The following is a 12917-nucleotide window of genomic DNA, read 5'->3' on the forward strand; positions in this document are numbered from 1 at the left end:
GCGGGCGGCAGGCCCTACGGCGCCGGCACCGCTCCCGGGGACGGCACAGGCGCCGGACCTGGTGCTCACATGGCGCACCGAACCGGCGCCGACCAGCGGCTATGAGGCGTCGCGCCGGGCTCGGGATCTCCACCAGGGCACAGCGCCCTCCGCCCGAGGGGGCCGGTCGCCGGGGGCGGGCAGGCCGTCCGGGCCGCCCGCACCCGGAAGGGTTTTCACACGGCCGGCGCAGTGCGGGAGGGTGTGGGTACGCAGGAGCACGGGCACACGATCCCCTTGCGGATCGGCGGGTTTTCGGGAGGACGCCGCCCGGCCGCCGCGATGCGGGCCTCGCGTGATCGACGGGGATTCCACGAGTCGCGCGACGAACGGATCCCCCTGCTCGCCGCCCGCGCCGCTCTTTGTGTGGCTCGTACGCTCCACGTCCCGGTGCCGGCGTGACGCCGCGTGGTGTGGTCCGTCACCTCACCAGGAGGTCCAGCAACCGCTCCGTCTCGGCGGCCGGGTCGAGGGTGAGCCCGGTGTGCACCGGCCCCGGCTGCACGACGGCGGAGCGGGGCGCGACCAGCCAGCGGAAGCGCCGCCCCGGGTCGTCGCCGGCCGCGTGCCCCGCCGCCGCCCCGCCCGCGCAGACGCCCTCCACCGCTGCGAGCGCGGCCCGCACCCCGGCCACGTCCGCGTCGGGGTCCAGGGCCCGCAGCCGGGCCTCGTCGAGATGGGTGCGGGCGCCGACGTACGCCTTGGCCCGGCAGTACAGGATCACGCCGGCGTTGATGCACTCGCCGCGCTCCACGCGGGGTACGACGCGCAGCAGGGCGTACTCGAAGACGTCCCGGTCGCCGCCCTGACCGGCCCGGGTGATGTGGCGCTCGGTCATGTGTCCGGCGACGTTGATGTGGGTCTCGCTCACTGGGTCCCCTCGATGCCGGTGATGCGCTCGTGGATGACGGCGGCCCGGGCGAGCAGCGGCCGCGCGTAGGTGCGCCGCAGGTCGTCGGGGGTGTCGAAGCCGGGCTCGGCGGCGAGCCAGACGTCCGGGATCTCGGCGGTGACCTCGGCGAGCAGGTCCTCGGTGACCAGGGACGCCAAGTCGGCGGCGGCCGCCCGCACATCGGGGGCGAACCCGCCGAGCGCGTGGTCGGAGGCGTCGTACGGACGGGCGGCGGACGCCTGTGCGGACGGCCAGTTGTGCTGCCAGATCATGGTGGCGCCGTGGTCGATGAGCCACAGGTCGCCGTGGTGCATCAGCAGGTTGGGGTTGCGCCAGGAGCGGTCGACGTTGTTGATCAGCGCGTCGAACCAGACGATCCGCCCGGCCTCCTCGGGGCTCACCGCGAAGGCGAGCGGGTCGAATCCGAGGGCGCCGGAGAGAAAGTCCATGCCGAGGTTGGTGCCGCCGCTGCCCCGCAGCAGGTCCTGCACCTGCTGCTCGGGTTCGCCGAGCCCCAGCACCGGATCCAGCTCGACGGTGACCAGCCGGGGCATCCGGAACCCGAGCCGGCGGGCGAGTTCACCGCAGACGACCTCGGCGACCAGCGTCTTGCGGCCCTGCCCCGCGCCCGTGAACTTCATGACGTACGTCCCGAGGTCGTCACCCTCGACGAGCCCCGGCAGCGAGCCGCCCTCACGCAGGGGGGTGATGTAGCGGGTCGCGGTGACTTCCTTGAGCATCGCCCCAGGTTACTGGGGTCCCGCGACGGGCCGGCCACCGGCCTGACCTGGCCCGTCCAGGTCGACAGCGAACCGACAGCGCTGTTTTACCGAAGCCTCATGTCCAGGGGGTCACTATCTGGATGCCGTCTGAACAGGTGGTGCCCGAAGACCGTACCCCTGGACGGATCAACGAGATGCTTCGCGGAAGGGAACCCCTCACATGACCAGCGCATCGCTCAACCCCTCGGCCAACCCGGCTCGCCGTACCGTCATGGTGGCGGCCGGAGCGGCGGGGCTCGCCGCCGCGCTGACCGCCTGCGGATCGTCCGACGACTCGTCGAGCACGACCACCACGAACGGCAACGCGGGCGGTGGCTCCACCACCCAGAACAGCAACGGCTCGGCCGGCACCGCGCTCGCCAAGACCACGGACATCCCCGAGGGTGGCGGCACGATCTACAAGGACCAGGCCGTGGTCGTCACCCAGCCGACGGCGGGCACGTACAAGGCGTTCTCGACGAAGTGCCCGCACGCCGGCTGCGCGGTGACCAGCATCGCCAACGGCGAGATCGTCTGCCCCTGCCACGGCAGCAAGTTCGCCATCGCGGACGGCAGCGTGAAGCAGGGCCCGGCGACCACGGGTCTGACGGCGGCCGGCATCACGGTCTCCGGCGACCAGATCTCGCTGGCCTGAGCCTCAGGACCGCCGGCGCGGTTGTCCGAGGCAGCCGAGCACCTCGTCCGTGGTCACGACCGTGGCGACCAACGCGAGGGTGTTGCGGATCATCGCGGGGGTGTACTCGGAGGGCACTCCCGCGACGGCGTCGGCCGGGACGACGGCCGTGTAGCCCCGGTTGACCGCGTCGAACACCGCGTTCGGTATGGCCACGTTGGCCGAGACACCGGTGACGATCAGGGTGCGGCAGCCGAGGTTGCGCAGCAGCGGGTCGACGTCGGTGCCCTGGATCGGCGACAGGCCGTGCAGCCGTCGTACGACGAGGTCCTCCTCCGCGACCTCGATGGGGGGCGCGACGCGGACCGCCGTGGTGCCCAGGAGCTGCTGGACGGGCAGCCGTTCGGCGGCTCGGAACAGGCGGGCGTTGCGGTTCGCGCCCCGGCCGTCCGGGCGGCGTTCCGCGATCGCGTGGATCACCTGGACACCGGTGTCGTGCGCGGCGGCGACCAGCCGGGCGATGTTGCCGAGAGCGCCCGATGTCCGTGCCTCACGGGCGAGTTCGGGCAGCGCGCTCTGCGGGCCCACCACGCCCTGCTGGCACTCGACGGTCAGCAGCACGGTGCTCGCCGGGTCGAGAAGTTCCGCGAGCCGTTCGTACGACGACGGCATGACGCCCCCTTCCGCCTTGGTACGGGGCGGGTGACACTAACCGCCATCGCGCGGGAACGGAAGAAGACAAGAGGGGGCCGCATGACCGTCACTCAGCGCCGGGGCCGCAAGATCATGATGACGCCCGGTGAGCTGGACGATTTCCTCACCACACAGCGCACCTGCCGGGTCGCGACCGTCTCGGCGTCCGGCGCTCCGCACGTGAGCGCCCTGTGGTTCGCCTGGGACGGTACGTCCCTGTGGCTCTACTCGGTGGTGCGCAGCCAGCGCTGGAAGGACCTCAGCCGCGACCCGCGCGTGGCGGTCGTGGTCGACTCCGGTGAGGAGTACGACCAGTTGCGCGGCGTCGAGCTGAGAGGGACCGTCGAGTTCGTGGGCGAGGTCCCGCGCACCGGTGAGCTGGTCGCCGAACTCGACTACATCGAGACGGTGTTCGCCCGCAAGAACTTCGGCCTGGACGAGATGCCGCACGACGGCCGGCACGCCTGGGCGCGGCTCACCCCGACGAAGATCGCCTCCTGGGACTTCCGCAAGCTGGGCTCGGCATAGGCACGTTCAGGCGATCGCCTCGGCCGCGCCGCGCAGGGCCTGCACCGCCGCCCGGATCGAGGGGCGGCGGTCGGCGTCGGCCCGCCAGACGACGTACACGTGGCGGCGCACCCGCTGCTTCAGCGGCACCATGACCACCCCCTCCGGCACCGGGTGACGGCCCAGCACCGGGGCGATACAGACGCCCAACCCGGCCGCGACCAGGCTGAGTTGGGTGTGCGTCTCGGCCGCGCGGTGTCCGACGATGGGCTCGATGCCGCGCGAGCGCAGCGTGAACATCAGCCATTCGTGGCAGAACTCGCCCTCGCCCCAGGTGATCCACTCGTCCTCGGCGAACTCCCCCAGGTCCACCTCGTCCCGGTCGGCCAGCCGGTGCCCGGCCGGCAGCGCCACCTCGGCGGGGTCGTCCAGCAGGGGCGCCTTGACCAGCCCGTCGGGTACGGGCATCGGCTTGTTGTACCAGTCCAGGACGACGGCGAGATCGAGGTCGCCGCGGACGACGCCGGCGACGCCGTTCTCCGGTTCCAGCTCGCTGGAGCGGACCCGCAGCGCCGGGTGCCGGGCGCGCAGGGCGGCCAGTGCGGTCGGGAACAGGCCGCGGGCGGCCGTCGGGAACGCGGACAGCCGGAGCTCGCCGACGACCTGGCCGCGGTGCGCCTCCAGGTCGGACTGGGCCAGCTCGACCTGGGAGAGGATCCGGGCCGCGTGCTCGGCGAGCAGCCGCCCGGCGTCGGTGAGCCGGATGCCCCGGCCGTTCTTCGCCAGGAGCTGCTGGTCCACCTCGCGCTCCAGCTTGCCCATCTGCTGGGACACCGCCGACGTCGTGACGTGCAGGGCCTCGGCGGCGCCGCTGACCGAGCCGTGCCGGGCGAGGGCGTCCAGGGTGCGCAGGCGCTCCAGGTTCAACATGTAAGCGATCCTAAGATATACCGGGCGGGAATTCTCGATTGTGCTAAGACGTCGGCTCCCGCAGGGTGGAGGTCATGAGCACCGTGACCACCACCGCGACCAGCGAGCCGGCGCTTGCCGCCGGCCCTTCCCGCCCCCGCCTCGACTGGCGCCTGCGCTTCGGCGCCCTGGCGCTGATCTGGGGGTTCAGCTTCCTCTTCATCAAGGTGGGGACACAGGGCTACGCACCCTTCCAGGTCACCCTGGGCCGGCTGGTGTTCGGTACCGCGGTCCTGGCGGCGGCGATGGCCGTGAAGCGGCAGCGGCTGCCGCGCGGGACCCGGACCTGGGGACATCTGGCGGTCGCCGCCTTCCTGCTCAACGCGCTGCCGTTCTCCCTCTTCGCCTACGCGGAGCTGACCATCCCGTCCACGCTGGCCGGGATCTGCAACGCGACCTCGCCGCTGTGGGGGATGGCGCTGTCGCTGGTGGCCCTGTCGGAGGACCGGCCGACCCGGGTCCGCTTCGCCGGTCTGGGCCTGGGGTTCATCGGTGTCCTGACGGTGCTGGGCGCCTGGCAGGGGTTCCACGGCCTGGACGTCACGGGGACCGCGATGGCGCTGCTGGCCTCGCTGAGCTACCCGGTGGGCTGGATCTACGTCCGGCGCACGCTGGCCGGGACGGGTGACTCCCATCTGGCGATGACCGGGGCGCAGCTGTTGCTCGCCACCGTGCAACTGGCCGTGGTGACACCGCTGTTCACGTCCCTCCCGACGCACTTCGCCCTGCTTCCGCTGCTGGCGATCGCCGCGCTGGGCGCGCTGGGGACGGGGCTCGCGGTACTCGTCCAGTACGGGCTGGTGGCGGAGGTGGGGCCGACCACCGCCCAGATGGTCACGTACTTCATCCCGGTCATCGCCGCCGCGGCGGGGGTCGCGGTGCTGGGCGAGTCGCTGCGGTGGAGCACGCCGGCGGGAGCGGTGATCGTGCTCGCGGGAGCGGCCCTCACCCAGGTGGGACGACGGCCCCGGGCGGGCGCCGGCCGCGCCTGAGGCCCCGCCTTCGCTAGGCCTGGATCCGGCCGCCCTTCGGGGGTGACACCGCCGCCGCCACCGCCTCAGCCAGGGGGGCGGTCTCCTCGGGTGTCAGCGTCGAGACGGTGATGCGGATGCCCGGCGGGGTCGCCAGGCGGTAGCGGGCGCCCGGGGCCACCGCCCAGCCCTGGTGGAGCAGCCTTGACACCGCGCCCGTCTCGTCCGGGACCGGGACCCACAGGTTCATGCCGCTGCGGCCGTGGGCCTCGACGCCGTGGTCGGCGAGCGCGTCGACGAGGAGTTCACGGCGGGCCCGGTACGCCGCCGCCACCGCCGGGCCGTTCACCGCGCCGTCGGCCCACATCCGGACCACCGTGCGCTGCAACAGCCGGCTCACCCAGCCCGGGCCCAGGCGCTGGCGGCCGCGCACCCGGTCGACCGTGACCTCGTCACCGGTCAGGGTGGCCAGGCGCAGGTCGGGGCCGTAGGCCTTGGCGACCGAGCGGAGGAAGGCCCAGTGGTGAGTGACGCCCGCCAGGGGGTGCAGCGGGAGGTCGACGATGCCGTGGCCGTGGTCGTCCTCGATCAGCAGGGTGTGCGGGTGAGCGCGCAGGACGGACCGCAGGGCACGCGCGCGTGCGGCGCTCACCGCGGCGCCGGTGGGGTTGTGCGCCCGAGCCGTGACGATCAGGGCGCGCGCGCCGGATTCCAGGGCTCGGCGCAGGGCGTCGGCACGCGGCCCCTCGTCGTCGACGGCCACCGGGACGCCGCGCAGCCCCAGCGCCGGGATCAGGTCGAGGGTGCGGCCCCAGCCGGGGTCCTCGACGGCGACCGCGTCGCCGGGCTTGAGGTGGGCCAGCAGGACGCGTTCGGCGGCGTCCAGAGAGCCGGAGGTGACGGTGAGCGGTCCGTCGGGCACGCCGTCGGCGGCCAGTTCGGCGCGCGCCATCCGCTCCAGGGCCGGCTCGACGGGGTCGGCGCCGTAGAGGACCGGGGCCCGGTCGCACTCGGCCGCCACCACCGCCAGGGCCGGCGCGAGCGCGGGGAGCAGGGCGGGGTCGGGGTTGCCGGAGGACAGGTCGCGCACCCCGGGCGGGACGTCGACGGGGAACTGGTCCCGCCCGGTGGTGGCCGGTTTCGGCCGGACACGGCTGCCTCGCCGGCCGGCAGTCTCGATGACCCCGCGCTCGCGCAGGGTGCGGTACGCGGCCGCGACCGTATTGGGATTCACGCCGAGCCTGCTTGCCAATTCCCGCATAGGGGGCAGCAGTTGCCCCGGCTCCAGCCCTCCGGAACCCACCGCGCGCTCGACGCTGGCCGCGATCTCCGCTGCGCCGCGCCCTTCGATCCGATATTCTCCTAGCACAAAGCATATTATGCACTAGTGCAATGAAGGAGCGCAATGGAGACAGCCGCGCAGGGGACAGTGCCGGCCCAGCCCGCACGGCCCGCCGCCTACGCCAAGACCGACCGCACCGTTCCCACCCGCTCCGCCGAGCGGGCGTCGTACGACAAGGAACTGGTGCACGCCATCCTCGACGAGGGCTACCTCTGCCACCTCGGCTTCGTCCGCGACGGCGCGCCGGTGGTGCTGCCGACGCTGTACGGCCGGGTCGGCGAGGTCCTGTACCTGCACGGCTCGACGGGCTCCCGCCCGCTGCGGATGACCGGCCAGGCCGACCCCGGACTCGCGGTGTGCGTGACGGTCACCCATGTCGACGGCCTCGTGCTGGCCCGCTCGGCCTTCCACCACTCGGTCAACTACCGCTCCGTGGTGGTGCACGGCATCGCCCACCAGGTCACCGACCCCGAGGAGAAGCGCCGCGCGCTGGACGCCCTGGTCGACCACGTGGTGCCGGGCCGGGCGGCCGACTCCCGCCCCGCCGACAAGAAGGAACTGGCCGCGACCGCCGTGATCCGGCTCGACCTGGACGAGGTCTCCGCCAAGACCCGCACGGGCGGCGCGAACGACGAGCCGGAGGACCTGGACCTGCCGCACTGGGCGGGTGTGCTGCCGCTGCTGAAGGGGTACGACACGCCGATCGCGAACGGGGACCTGGCGGCGGGCGTTCCGGTGCCGCAGTACTTGAAGACCCGCTGACGCGCGGCGCCTCCTCGGGGGCGCCGGGCCGCGTCTGATGTGCGGCGCCTCCTTGGGAGTGCCGGACCGCGTCTGATGTGCGGCGCCTCCTTGGGGGGCCGGGCCGCGTCTGATGTGCGGCTCCGCCGCGTGGGCGCGGCCAGCCGCCACCGACCGGCGGCCGGCAACGCTCAGACGGCCGGCTCCCGCACCACACCCTCACCACGCGCCAAGGGCTCGGCGGAGCCCTTGGCAGGCGCGGAAGACTGCGCGATGAACGCCCCTGCCAGCACCACAACCCCGCCCACCACCTGCGGCGCACCCAGCCGCTCCCCCAGCAGCACCCACGCCAGCACGGTCGCCACCACCGCCTCCAGACACGCCACCACCCCCGCCACCTGCGGGGACAACCGCCGTACCGACACCACACCCGTGACGTACGCGACGACCGTCGCGACCAGCACGATCCATCCCAGCAGGACCACCGCCGGCACGGCCGCCCCGTTCATCCGCGCGGAGCCGCCCAGCACCGACCAGTCCATCTCCCACGGCCGGGCCACCAGGGTCAGCAGGACGGCCCCGACCAGCAGCCCGTACGCGATCACTCCCAGCGGATCCGCCCCCTCGCCCCCGCCGTGGTCGGCGAGCACGAAGTACCCCACCTGGCAGCACGCCGCCCCCAGTGCCAGTACCAGCCCCAGCGCGTCGAACCGCAGCCCCGACCACACCTCCACCACACACGCGAGGCCGCCCGCCGCGAGCACGACACCGAGCGCGGCGGCGCGGGTGACCGGCCGCCGCTGCACGAACCGGACCCAGCCGAGCACCAGGGCGGGTGCGAGGTACTCCACGAGCAGCGCCACCCCCACCGGTATCCGGGAGATCGCGGCGAAGTAGCAGGCCTGGACGCCGGCCACGGCCAGCAGGCCGAACCCGGCGAGCAGCGCCGGCCGGCGGCGCGGCAGGTCGCGGTGGCGGACGGCGAGCGGAAGCATCACCAGGGCGGCGCCCGCCACCCGCAGCCACACCACGTCCAGCGGCGCGAGCCCGGCCTCGATCAGGGGCTTGGCCGCGACGCCCGAGCCACCGAAGGCGAGCGCCGACCCGAGGGCGAGGGAGAGCCCGAGGCCCTTGCCATGGCTGGTGTCAGTGGTGTGCACCGGGACATGATGCCAGCGGGCGACATGAGCGTCACCCCCCATGGCACCTGTCTCAACGGCTGGACGTGCGACGCTCCGCCGCCGCGTCCCGGACTGTTCCGACCGATCCGACCGGCCCGACCGGCCCGACCGCCCCGTCGCCGTCTATCCGCACGGCCAGCTCACGGGCGGCCACCCCGGCGCGCTCAAGCACCTCCACGGCCCGCGACTCCGGGTCCCGGACCAGACCCGCGAGCAGGTCGAGGCCGCCGGAGCGGGCCTCGCCGCGGCGCCGGGCGCGGACGCGCGCGTACTCCAGGGCGGCCGCGGCCACCGGCGACCAGGCGCCCTCACTCCTGCCCTCGGCTCTCCCCCCGTCCTGCGCCAGGGCCGGCAGCGCGCCGGAGTCCTCGACCCCGCCCTGCCAGCGCAGGCCGTAGCCGATGCTGCGCTGCACGAGGTAGCCGAGCAGGCGCGCGAGTTGCGGTGGGTCGCCGATGGCGGCGCGCACCTCGGGGTCGTACTCGATCAGCGAGTGCAGCAGATGGGCGGTGTCCACCTGGCGATCCGCGTCCCGTACGGCCCGGCGGCGGGCACCGGCGACCACCGCTGCCAGCTCGGCACCGAGCCCGGCATCGTCGTCCGTGTGGATACCGCCCTGGTCCTGGGCGGGCTGGCGGGGAATACGGGGTTGCACATCCCCTACCCCATCAATCCCAGGGGCCGGAGTCATCGGCGAGGGGAACCATTCTCGCGTCCCACGCAGAGTGGACGCGGATGGCCGGAATCTCCTCCTTACGGATGAGATCAGACCGATTCCGGCCACCGGGCGCGCGCCGTCTTGCCGAGCACCCGTCACGCAGCCGTCGCGCACCGGCCGTGCGTGCCCGCCGACAGGGAGAGCGGGTGCTGTCGCCCGCCGGTCGCCCTGCCGCGGGCGACCGGCGGGCAGTACGTGTACCGGCTCCACGTCCCGGCGGACGCGCCGCTTGCGGATCCGCACATTTCCTGACGGTTCATCAGTATTGAATGTTCGAGGCCCTGCGGCTACGTTCCGCGACACCGTAGCCCGACACGAAGGGGTGGCCCGATGGCCGAAGTCAGCGCGGAGGCACGCATCCAGGCACCGGCCGAGAAGGTGTGGGCACAGCTCACCGACTGGTCGGCGTACGGCGAGTGGAACGCGACCCACACCAACTTTCCCAAGGGCGGCCCCGAGACCCTGGCGGTGGGCGGCACCTTCCAGGAGAACATGAAGCTGATGGGCTTCCCGGCGGAGGTCGAGTGGACCATCGAGGAGCTGGAGCCGGCGCGGGTGCTGGCGATCCGCGGCAAGGGCCCGATGGCGGTGACGGTCGCCACGCGCTACACGCTGACCCCGGACGGGGAGGCGACGGCGGTGCGGATCGACGGGGAGTTCACGGGCGCGGCCGTGTCGCTGATGGCGGGCAAGCTCAAGGACTCGGCGACGGCGGCCCTGAACGAGTCGCTGCGCAAGCTGGGCGGACTGGTGGCCTGAGCCGCCCCGCCCTGCGGACACGGCAGAGCGCCCCGCGGACAGGTCCGCGGGGCGCCCGGTGTCTCACCTCGTACCCGTCGAGGCACCCGTCGAGGGTCAGTCCTCGTCGGCGAGGATGAGGTACAGCTTCTTGCGGGTCTCGTTGATGACGGCCAGCGCCTTCTCGCGCTGCTCCTTGCTGCCGGTCTTCCAGACCTGCCCGAAGGCCTCCATCAGGCCGAAGCCGGCCTGGCGGATCTCGCCCAGGGCCTCGAAGTCGACCCCGCGGGAAGCCTCTTCCCAGGGGGCGTCCGGCCCGGCGTCGGCGGCGGTGCGACCACTGTCGGTGAGGGAGAACAGCTTCTTGCCGCCCTCGCTCTCGCTGGCGATCAGGCCCTCGTCCTCCAGCAGCTGGAGGGTGGGGTAGACCGAGCCGGGGCTGGGCTTCCACGCACCGCCGCTGCGCTCGGCGATCTCCTGGATCATCTCGTAACCGTGCATCGGCCGGTCCTTCAGCAGGGCCAGGATCGAGGCCCGTACGTCACCGCGCCGCGCCCTTCCCCTGGGACCACCGCGCCCTCGCGGCCCCCAGTGCCCCGGTCCGAAACCGGGGCCGCCGGGACCGAAGCCGGGGCCACCCGGACCGAAGGGCCCGAACGCCGCACGCCGGTCGTCACGTCCACCGAAGCCGCCCCGCCCGTGCGGGTGAGGGCCGCCCTGACCATGTCCACGCTCGAATCCGTGGGAACGCATGGCAATCACTCCATTCCATCGTTGATCTGTCGCGTATCTTTCGCGATGCCTCAACGATATATCGGAAGCGTTTGCACGACAAGCCCCTTTCTTCGACCGCACAAGGCGACCCGGCGGCGACGTTGCATGACCATGCGGTCTCATGCATAATCTTCCTATGTCCAAGGTCCTCACCTCCCTTCCCGCCGGCGAGCGCGTCGGCATCGCCTTCTCCGGCGGGCTCGACACCTCGGTCGCGGTCGCGTGGATGCGCGACAAGGGCGCCGTCCCGTGCACCTACACCGCCGACATCGGCCAGTACGACGAGCCCGACATCGCCTCGGTGCCCGGCCGTGCGCACACCTACGGTGCCGAGATCGCGCGCCTGGTCGACTGCCGGGCCGCGCTGGTCGAGGAGGGCCTGGCCGCGCTCACCTGCGGCGCGTTCCACATCCGCTCGGGCGGGAGGGCGTACTTCAACACCACGCCGCTCGGCCGTGCCGTCACCGGCACGCTGCTGGTGCGGGCCATGCTGGAGGACGACGTCCAGATCTGGGGCGACGGGTCGACCTTCAAGGGCAACGACATCGAGCGGTTCTACCGGTACGGCCTGCTCGCCAACCCGCACCTGCGGATCTACAAGCCCTGGCTGGACGCGGACTTCGTGACCGAGCTCGGCGGCCGCAAGGAGATGTCCGAGTGGCTGGTGGCCCACGGGCTGCCGTACCGGGACAGCACGGAGAAGGCGTACTCCACCGACGCCAACATCTGGGGTGCCACGCACGAGGCGAAGACCCTGGAGCACCTGGACAACGGCATCGAGACCGTCGAGCCGATCATGGGCGTGCGGTTCTGGGACCCCGAGGTCGAGATCCTGCCCGAGGACGTGACGATCGGCTTCGACCAGGGCCGGCCGGTGACCGTCAACGGCAAGGAGTTCGGGACCGCCGTCGAGCTGGTCATGGAGGCCAACGCGATCGGCGGCCGGCACGGGCTCGGCATGTCCGACCAGATCGAGAACCGGATCATCGAGGCCAAGAGCCGGGGCATCTACGAGGCGCCGGGCATGGCGCTGCTGCACGCCGCGTACGAGCGGCTGGTCAACGCGATCCACAACGAGGACACGGTCGCCCAGTACCACAACGAGGGGCGGCGTCTTGGCCGTCTCATGTACGAGGGCCGGTGGCTGGACCCGCAGGCGCTGATGATCCGCGAGTCGCTGCAGCGGTGGGTCGGCGCGGCCGTCACCGGTGAGGTGACGCTGCGGCTGCGGCGCGGCGAGGACTACTCCATCCTCGACACGACCGGTCCCGCCTTCAGCTACCACCCCGACAAGCTGTCGATGGAGCGCACCGAGGACGCGGCGTTCGGTCCGGTGGACCGGATCGGGCAGCTCACCATGCGCAACCTCGACATCGCCGACTCGCGGGCGAAGCTGGAGCAGTACGCGGGGCTGGGGCTGATCGGCTCCGCCAACCCGGCGATCGGTGCGGCGCAGGCGGCGGCGACCGGTCTGATCGGCAGCATGCCGGAGGGGGGCGCCGAGGCGATCGCGTCCCGCGGGGAGGCTGCGCCGGACGCCGACGAACTGCTGGACCGGGCGGCGATGGAACTGGGCACGGACTGAGCGTTCCGCTCAGGGGGGCCGACTCGATGGCGGGTCGGCCCTTTTCGTTGCCGGGGTGCGGGTGGGCAGGGCGCCGTGGGAGCCTCGGGTGGGCCGGCCAGTGCACCGCCGTCGTGGTTCTTCGCGCAGTTCCCCGCGCCCCTGAAAGGGCACGCCGTCGCGAACCACCGTCGGTGAACCCGTACCGCACCGTCGTGGGTGCTCGCGCAGATCCCCGCGCCCCTGAAAGGGCACGCCGTCGCGAACCACCGTCGGTGAACCCGTACCGCACCGTCATGGGTGCTCGCGCAGATCCCCGCGCCCCCGAGAGGGCACGCCGTCGCGAACCACCGTCGGTGAACCCGTACCGCACCGTCATGGGTGCTCGCGCAG

At 72.8% G+C, this 12917-nt stretch carries 14 protein-coding genes; 6 read left to right on the forward strand and 8 right to left on the reverse strand.

Annotated elements, in window-relative coordinates:
- Window positions 1-460: 460 nt before the first annotated feature.
- The gene (locus AB0P24_RS31725) at window positions 461-877 is read right to left on the reverse strand and encodes a DUF3037 domain-containing protein (protein ID WP_365800083.1); all 417 of its coding nucleotides are present in this window, start codon (window positions 875-877) and stop codon (window positions 461-463) included.
- A gap of 29 nt (window positions 878-906) precedes the next feature.
- Window positions 907-1671, reverse strand: coding sequence for a HipA family kinase (locus AB0P24_RS31730; protein WP_365800036.1), 765 nt, complete (start codon window positions 1669-1671; stop codon window positions 907-909).
- Between the two features lie 202 nt (window positions 1672-1873).
- On the opposite strand from AB0P24_RS31730, the gene AB0P24_RS31735 reads away from it, so the two are divergent.
- Window positions 1874-2347, forward strand: coding sequence for a Rieske (2Fe-2S) protein (locus AB0P24_RS31735; RefSeq protein WP_365800038.1), 474 nt, complete (start codon window positions 1874-1876; stop codon window positions 2345-2347).
- Between the two features lie 3 nt (window positions 2348-2350).
- Here the strand turns inward: AB0P24_RS31735 and AB0P24_RS31740 are convergent, their stop codons facing one another.
- On the reverse strand, window positions 2351-2998 hold the full coding sequence (locus AB0P24_RS31740) for a cysteine hydrolase (RefSeq protein WP_365800039.1): 648 nt from the start codon (window positions 2996-2998) through the stop codon (window positions 2351-2353).
- Window positions 2999-3079: 81 nt separating this feature from the next.
- Here AB0P24_RS31740 and AB0P24_RS31745 point away from each other — a divergent pair, with 81 nt between their 5' ends.
- Window positions 3080-3547 (forward strand): pyridoxamine 5'-phosphate oxidase family protein, encoded by a 468-nt coding sequence (locus AB0P24_RS31745; protein WP_181807690.1) that lies wholly within the window; start codon window positions 3080-3082, stop codon window positions 3545-3547.
- 6 nt (window positions 3548-3553) lie between these two features.
- Here the strand turns inward: AB0P24_RS31745 and AB0P24_RS31750 are convergent, their stop codons facing one another.
- The gene (locus AB0P24_RS31750; RefSeq protein WP_365800040.1) at window positions 3554-4456 is read right to left on the reverse strand and encodes a LysR family transcriptional regulator; all 903 of its coding nucleotides are present in this window, start codon (window positions 4454-4456) and stop codon (window positions 3554-3556) included.
- A 74-nt stretch (window positions 4457-4530) separates the two neighbouring features.
- Here AB0P24_RS31750 and AB0P24_RS31755 point away from each other — a divergent pair, with 74 nt between their 5' ends.
- Entirely contained in the window at window positions 4531-5487 is a 957-nt protein-coding gene (locus AB0P24_RS31755) for a DMT family transporter (protein ID WP_365800041.1), read from the forward strand.
- Window positions 5488-5500: 13 nt separating this feature from the next.
- On the opposite strand, the gene AB0P24_RS31760 is transcribed toward AB0P24_RS31755, so the two are convergent.
- Window positions 5501-6835: an aminotransferase class I/II-fold pyridoxal phosphate-dependent enzyme gene (locus AB0P24_RS31760; protein ID WP_365800043.1), complete on the reverse strand. Its 1335-nt coding sequence runs from the start codon at window positions 6833-6835 to the stop codon at window positions 5501-5503.
- 36 nt (window positions 6836-6871) lie between these two features.
- On the opposite strand from AB0P24_RS31760, the gene AB0P24_RS31765 reads away from it, so the two are divergent.
- Window positions 6872-7570: a pyridoxamine 5'-phosphate oxidase family protein gene (locus AB0P24_RS31765; RefSeq protein ID WP_365800045.1), complete on the forward strand. Its 699-nt coding sequence runs from the start codon at window positions 6872-6874 to the stop codon at window positions 7568-7570.
- A gap of 170 nt (window positions 7571-7740) precedes the next feature.
- Here the strand turns inward: AB0P24_RS31765 and AB0P24_RS31770 are convergent, their stop codons facing one another.
- The gene (locus tag AB0P24_RS31770) at window positions 7741-8751 is read right to left on the reverse strand and encodes an EamA family transporter (RefSeq protein WP_365800047.1); all 1011 of its coding nucleotides are present in this window, start codon (window positions 8749-8751) and stop codon (window positions 7741-7743) included.
- Between the two features lie 10 nt (window positions 8752-8761).
- A complete protein-coding gene (locus AB0P24_RS31775) occupies window positions 8762-9385 on the reverse strand; it encodes a Clp protease N-terminal domain-containing protein (RefSeq protein ID WP_365800049.1) in 624 nt (207 codons plus the stop codon).
- Between the two features lie 393 nt (window positions 9386-9778).
- Between AB0P24_RS31775 and AB0P24_RS31780 the strand changes: the two genes are divergently transcribed.
- Window positions 9779-10207, forward strand: coding sequence for an SRPBCC family protein (locus AB0P24_RS31780; protein ID WP_365800051.1), 429 nt, complete (start codon window positions 9779-9781; stop codon window positions 10205-10207).
- Window positions 10208-10303: 96 nt separating this feature from the next.
- Here the strand turns inward: AB0P24_RS31780 and AB0P24_RS31785 are convergent, their stop codons facing one another.
- A complete protein-coding gene (locus tag AB0P24_RS31785) occupies window positions 10304-10939 on the reverse strand; it encodes a PadR family transcriptional regulator (protein ID WP_365800053.1) in 636 nt (211 codons plus the stop codon).
- A 157-nt stretch (window positions 10940-11096) separates the two neighbouring features.
- On the opposite strand from AB0P24_RS31785, the gene argG reads away from it, so the two are divergent.
- A complete protein-coding gene (argG, locus tag AB0P24_RS31790; RefSeq protein ID WP_181803151.1) occupies window positions 11097-12545 on the forward strand; it encodes an argininosuccinate synthase in 1449 nt (482 codons plus the stop codon).
- The last annotated feature ends 372 nt before the right edge of the window (window positions 12546-12917 follow it).

The sequence above is a fragment of the Streptomyces sp. NPDC086519 genome, assembly GCF_040686075.1.
Lineage (GTDB): Bacteria > Actinomycetota > Actinomycetes > Streptomycetales > Streptomycetaceae > Streptomyces > Streptomyces shenzhenensis.

Bases quoted from the DNA above. Each gene is read 5' to 3' on its own strand.
- AB0P24_RS31725 (WP_365800083.1), bottom strand. From the start codon at position 877: ATGACCGAGCGCCACATCACCCGGGCCGGTCAGGGCGGCGACCGGGAC.
- AB0P24_RS31755 (WP_365800041.1), top strand. From the start codon at position 4,531: ATGAGCACCGTGACCACCACCGCGACCAGCGAGCCGGCGCTTGCCGCC.
- AB0P24_RS31785 (WP_365800053.1), bottom strand. From the start codon at position 10,939: ATGCGTTCCCACGGATTCGAGCGTGGACATGGTCAGGGCGGCCCTCAC.
- AB0P24_RS31735 (WP_365800038.1), top strand. From the start codon at position 1,874: ATGACCAGCGCATCGCTCAACCCCTCGGCCAACCCGGCTCGCCGTACC.
- AB0P24_RS31780 (WP_365800051.1), top strand. From the start codon at position 9,779: ATGGCCGAAGTCAGCGCGGAGGCACGCATCCAGGCACCGGCCGAGAAG.
- AB0P24_RS31730 (WP_365800036.1), bottom strand. From the start codon at position 1,671: ATGCTCAAGGAAGTCACCGCGACCCGCTACATCACCCCCCTGCGTGAG.
- AB0P24_RS31740 (WP_365800039.1), bottom strand. From the start codon at position 2,998: ATGCCGTCGTCGTACGAACGGCTCGCGGAACTTCTCGACCCGGCGAGC.
- argG (WP_181803151.1), top strand. From the start codon at position 11,097: ATGTCCAAGGTCCTCACCTCCCTTCCCGCCGGCGAGCGCGTCGGCATC.
- AB0P24_RS31770 (WP_365800047.1), bottom strand. From the start codon at position 8,751: ATGGGGGGTGACGCTCATGTCGCCCGCTGGCATCATGTCCCGGTGCAC.
- AB0P24_RS31750 (WP_365800040.1), bottom strand. From the start codon at position 4,456: ATGTTGAACCTGGAGCGCCTGCGCACCCTGGACGCCCTCGCCCGGCAC.
- AB0P24_RS31745 (WP_181807690.1), top strand. From the start codon at position 3,080: ATGACCGTCACTCAGCGCCGGGGCCGCAAGATCATGATGACGCCCGGT.
- AB0P24_RS31765 (WP_365800045.1), top strand. From the start codon at position 6,872: ATGGAGACAGCCGCGCAGGGGACAGTGCCGGCCCAGCCCGCACGGCCC.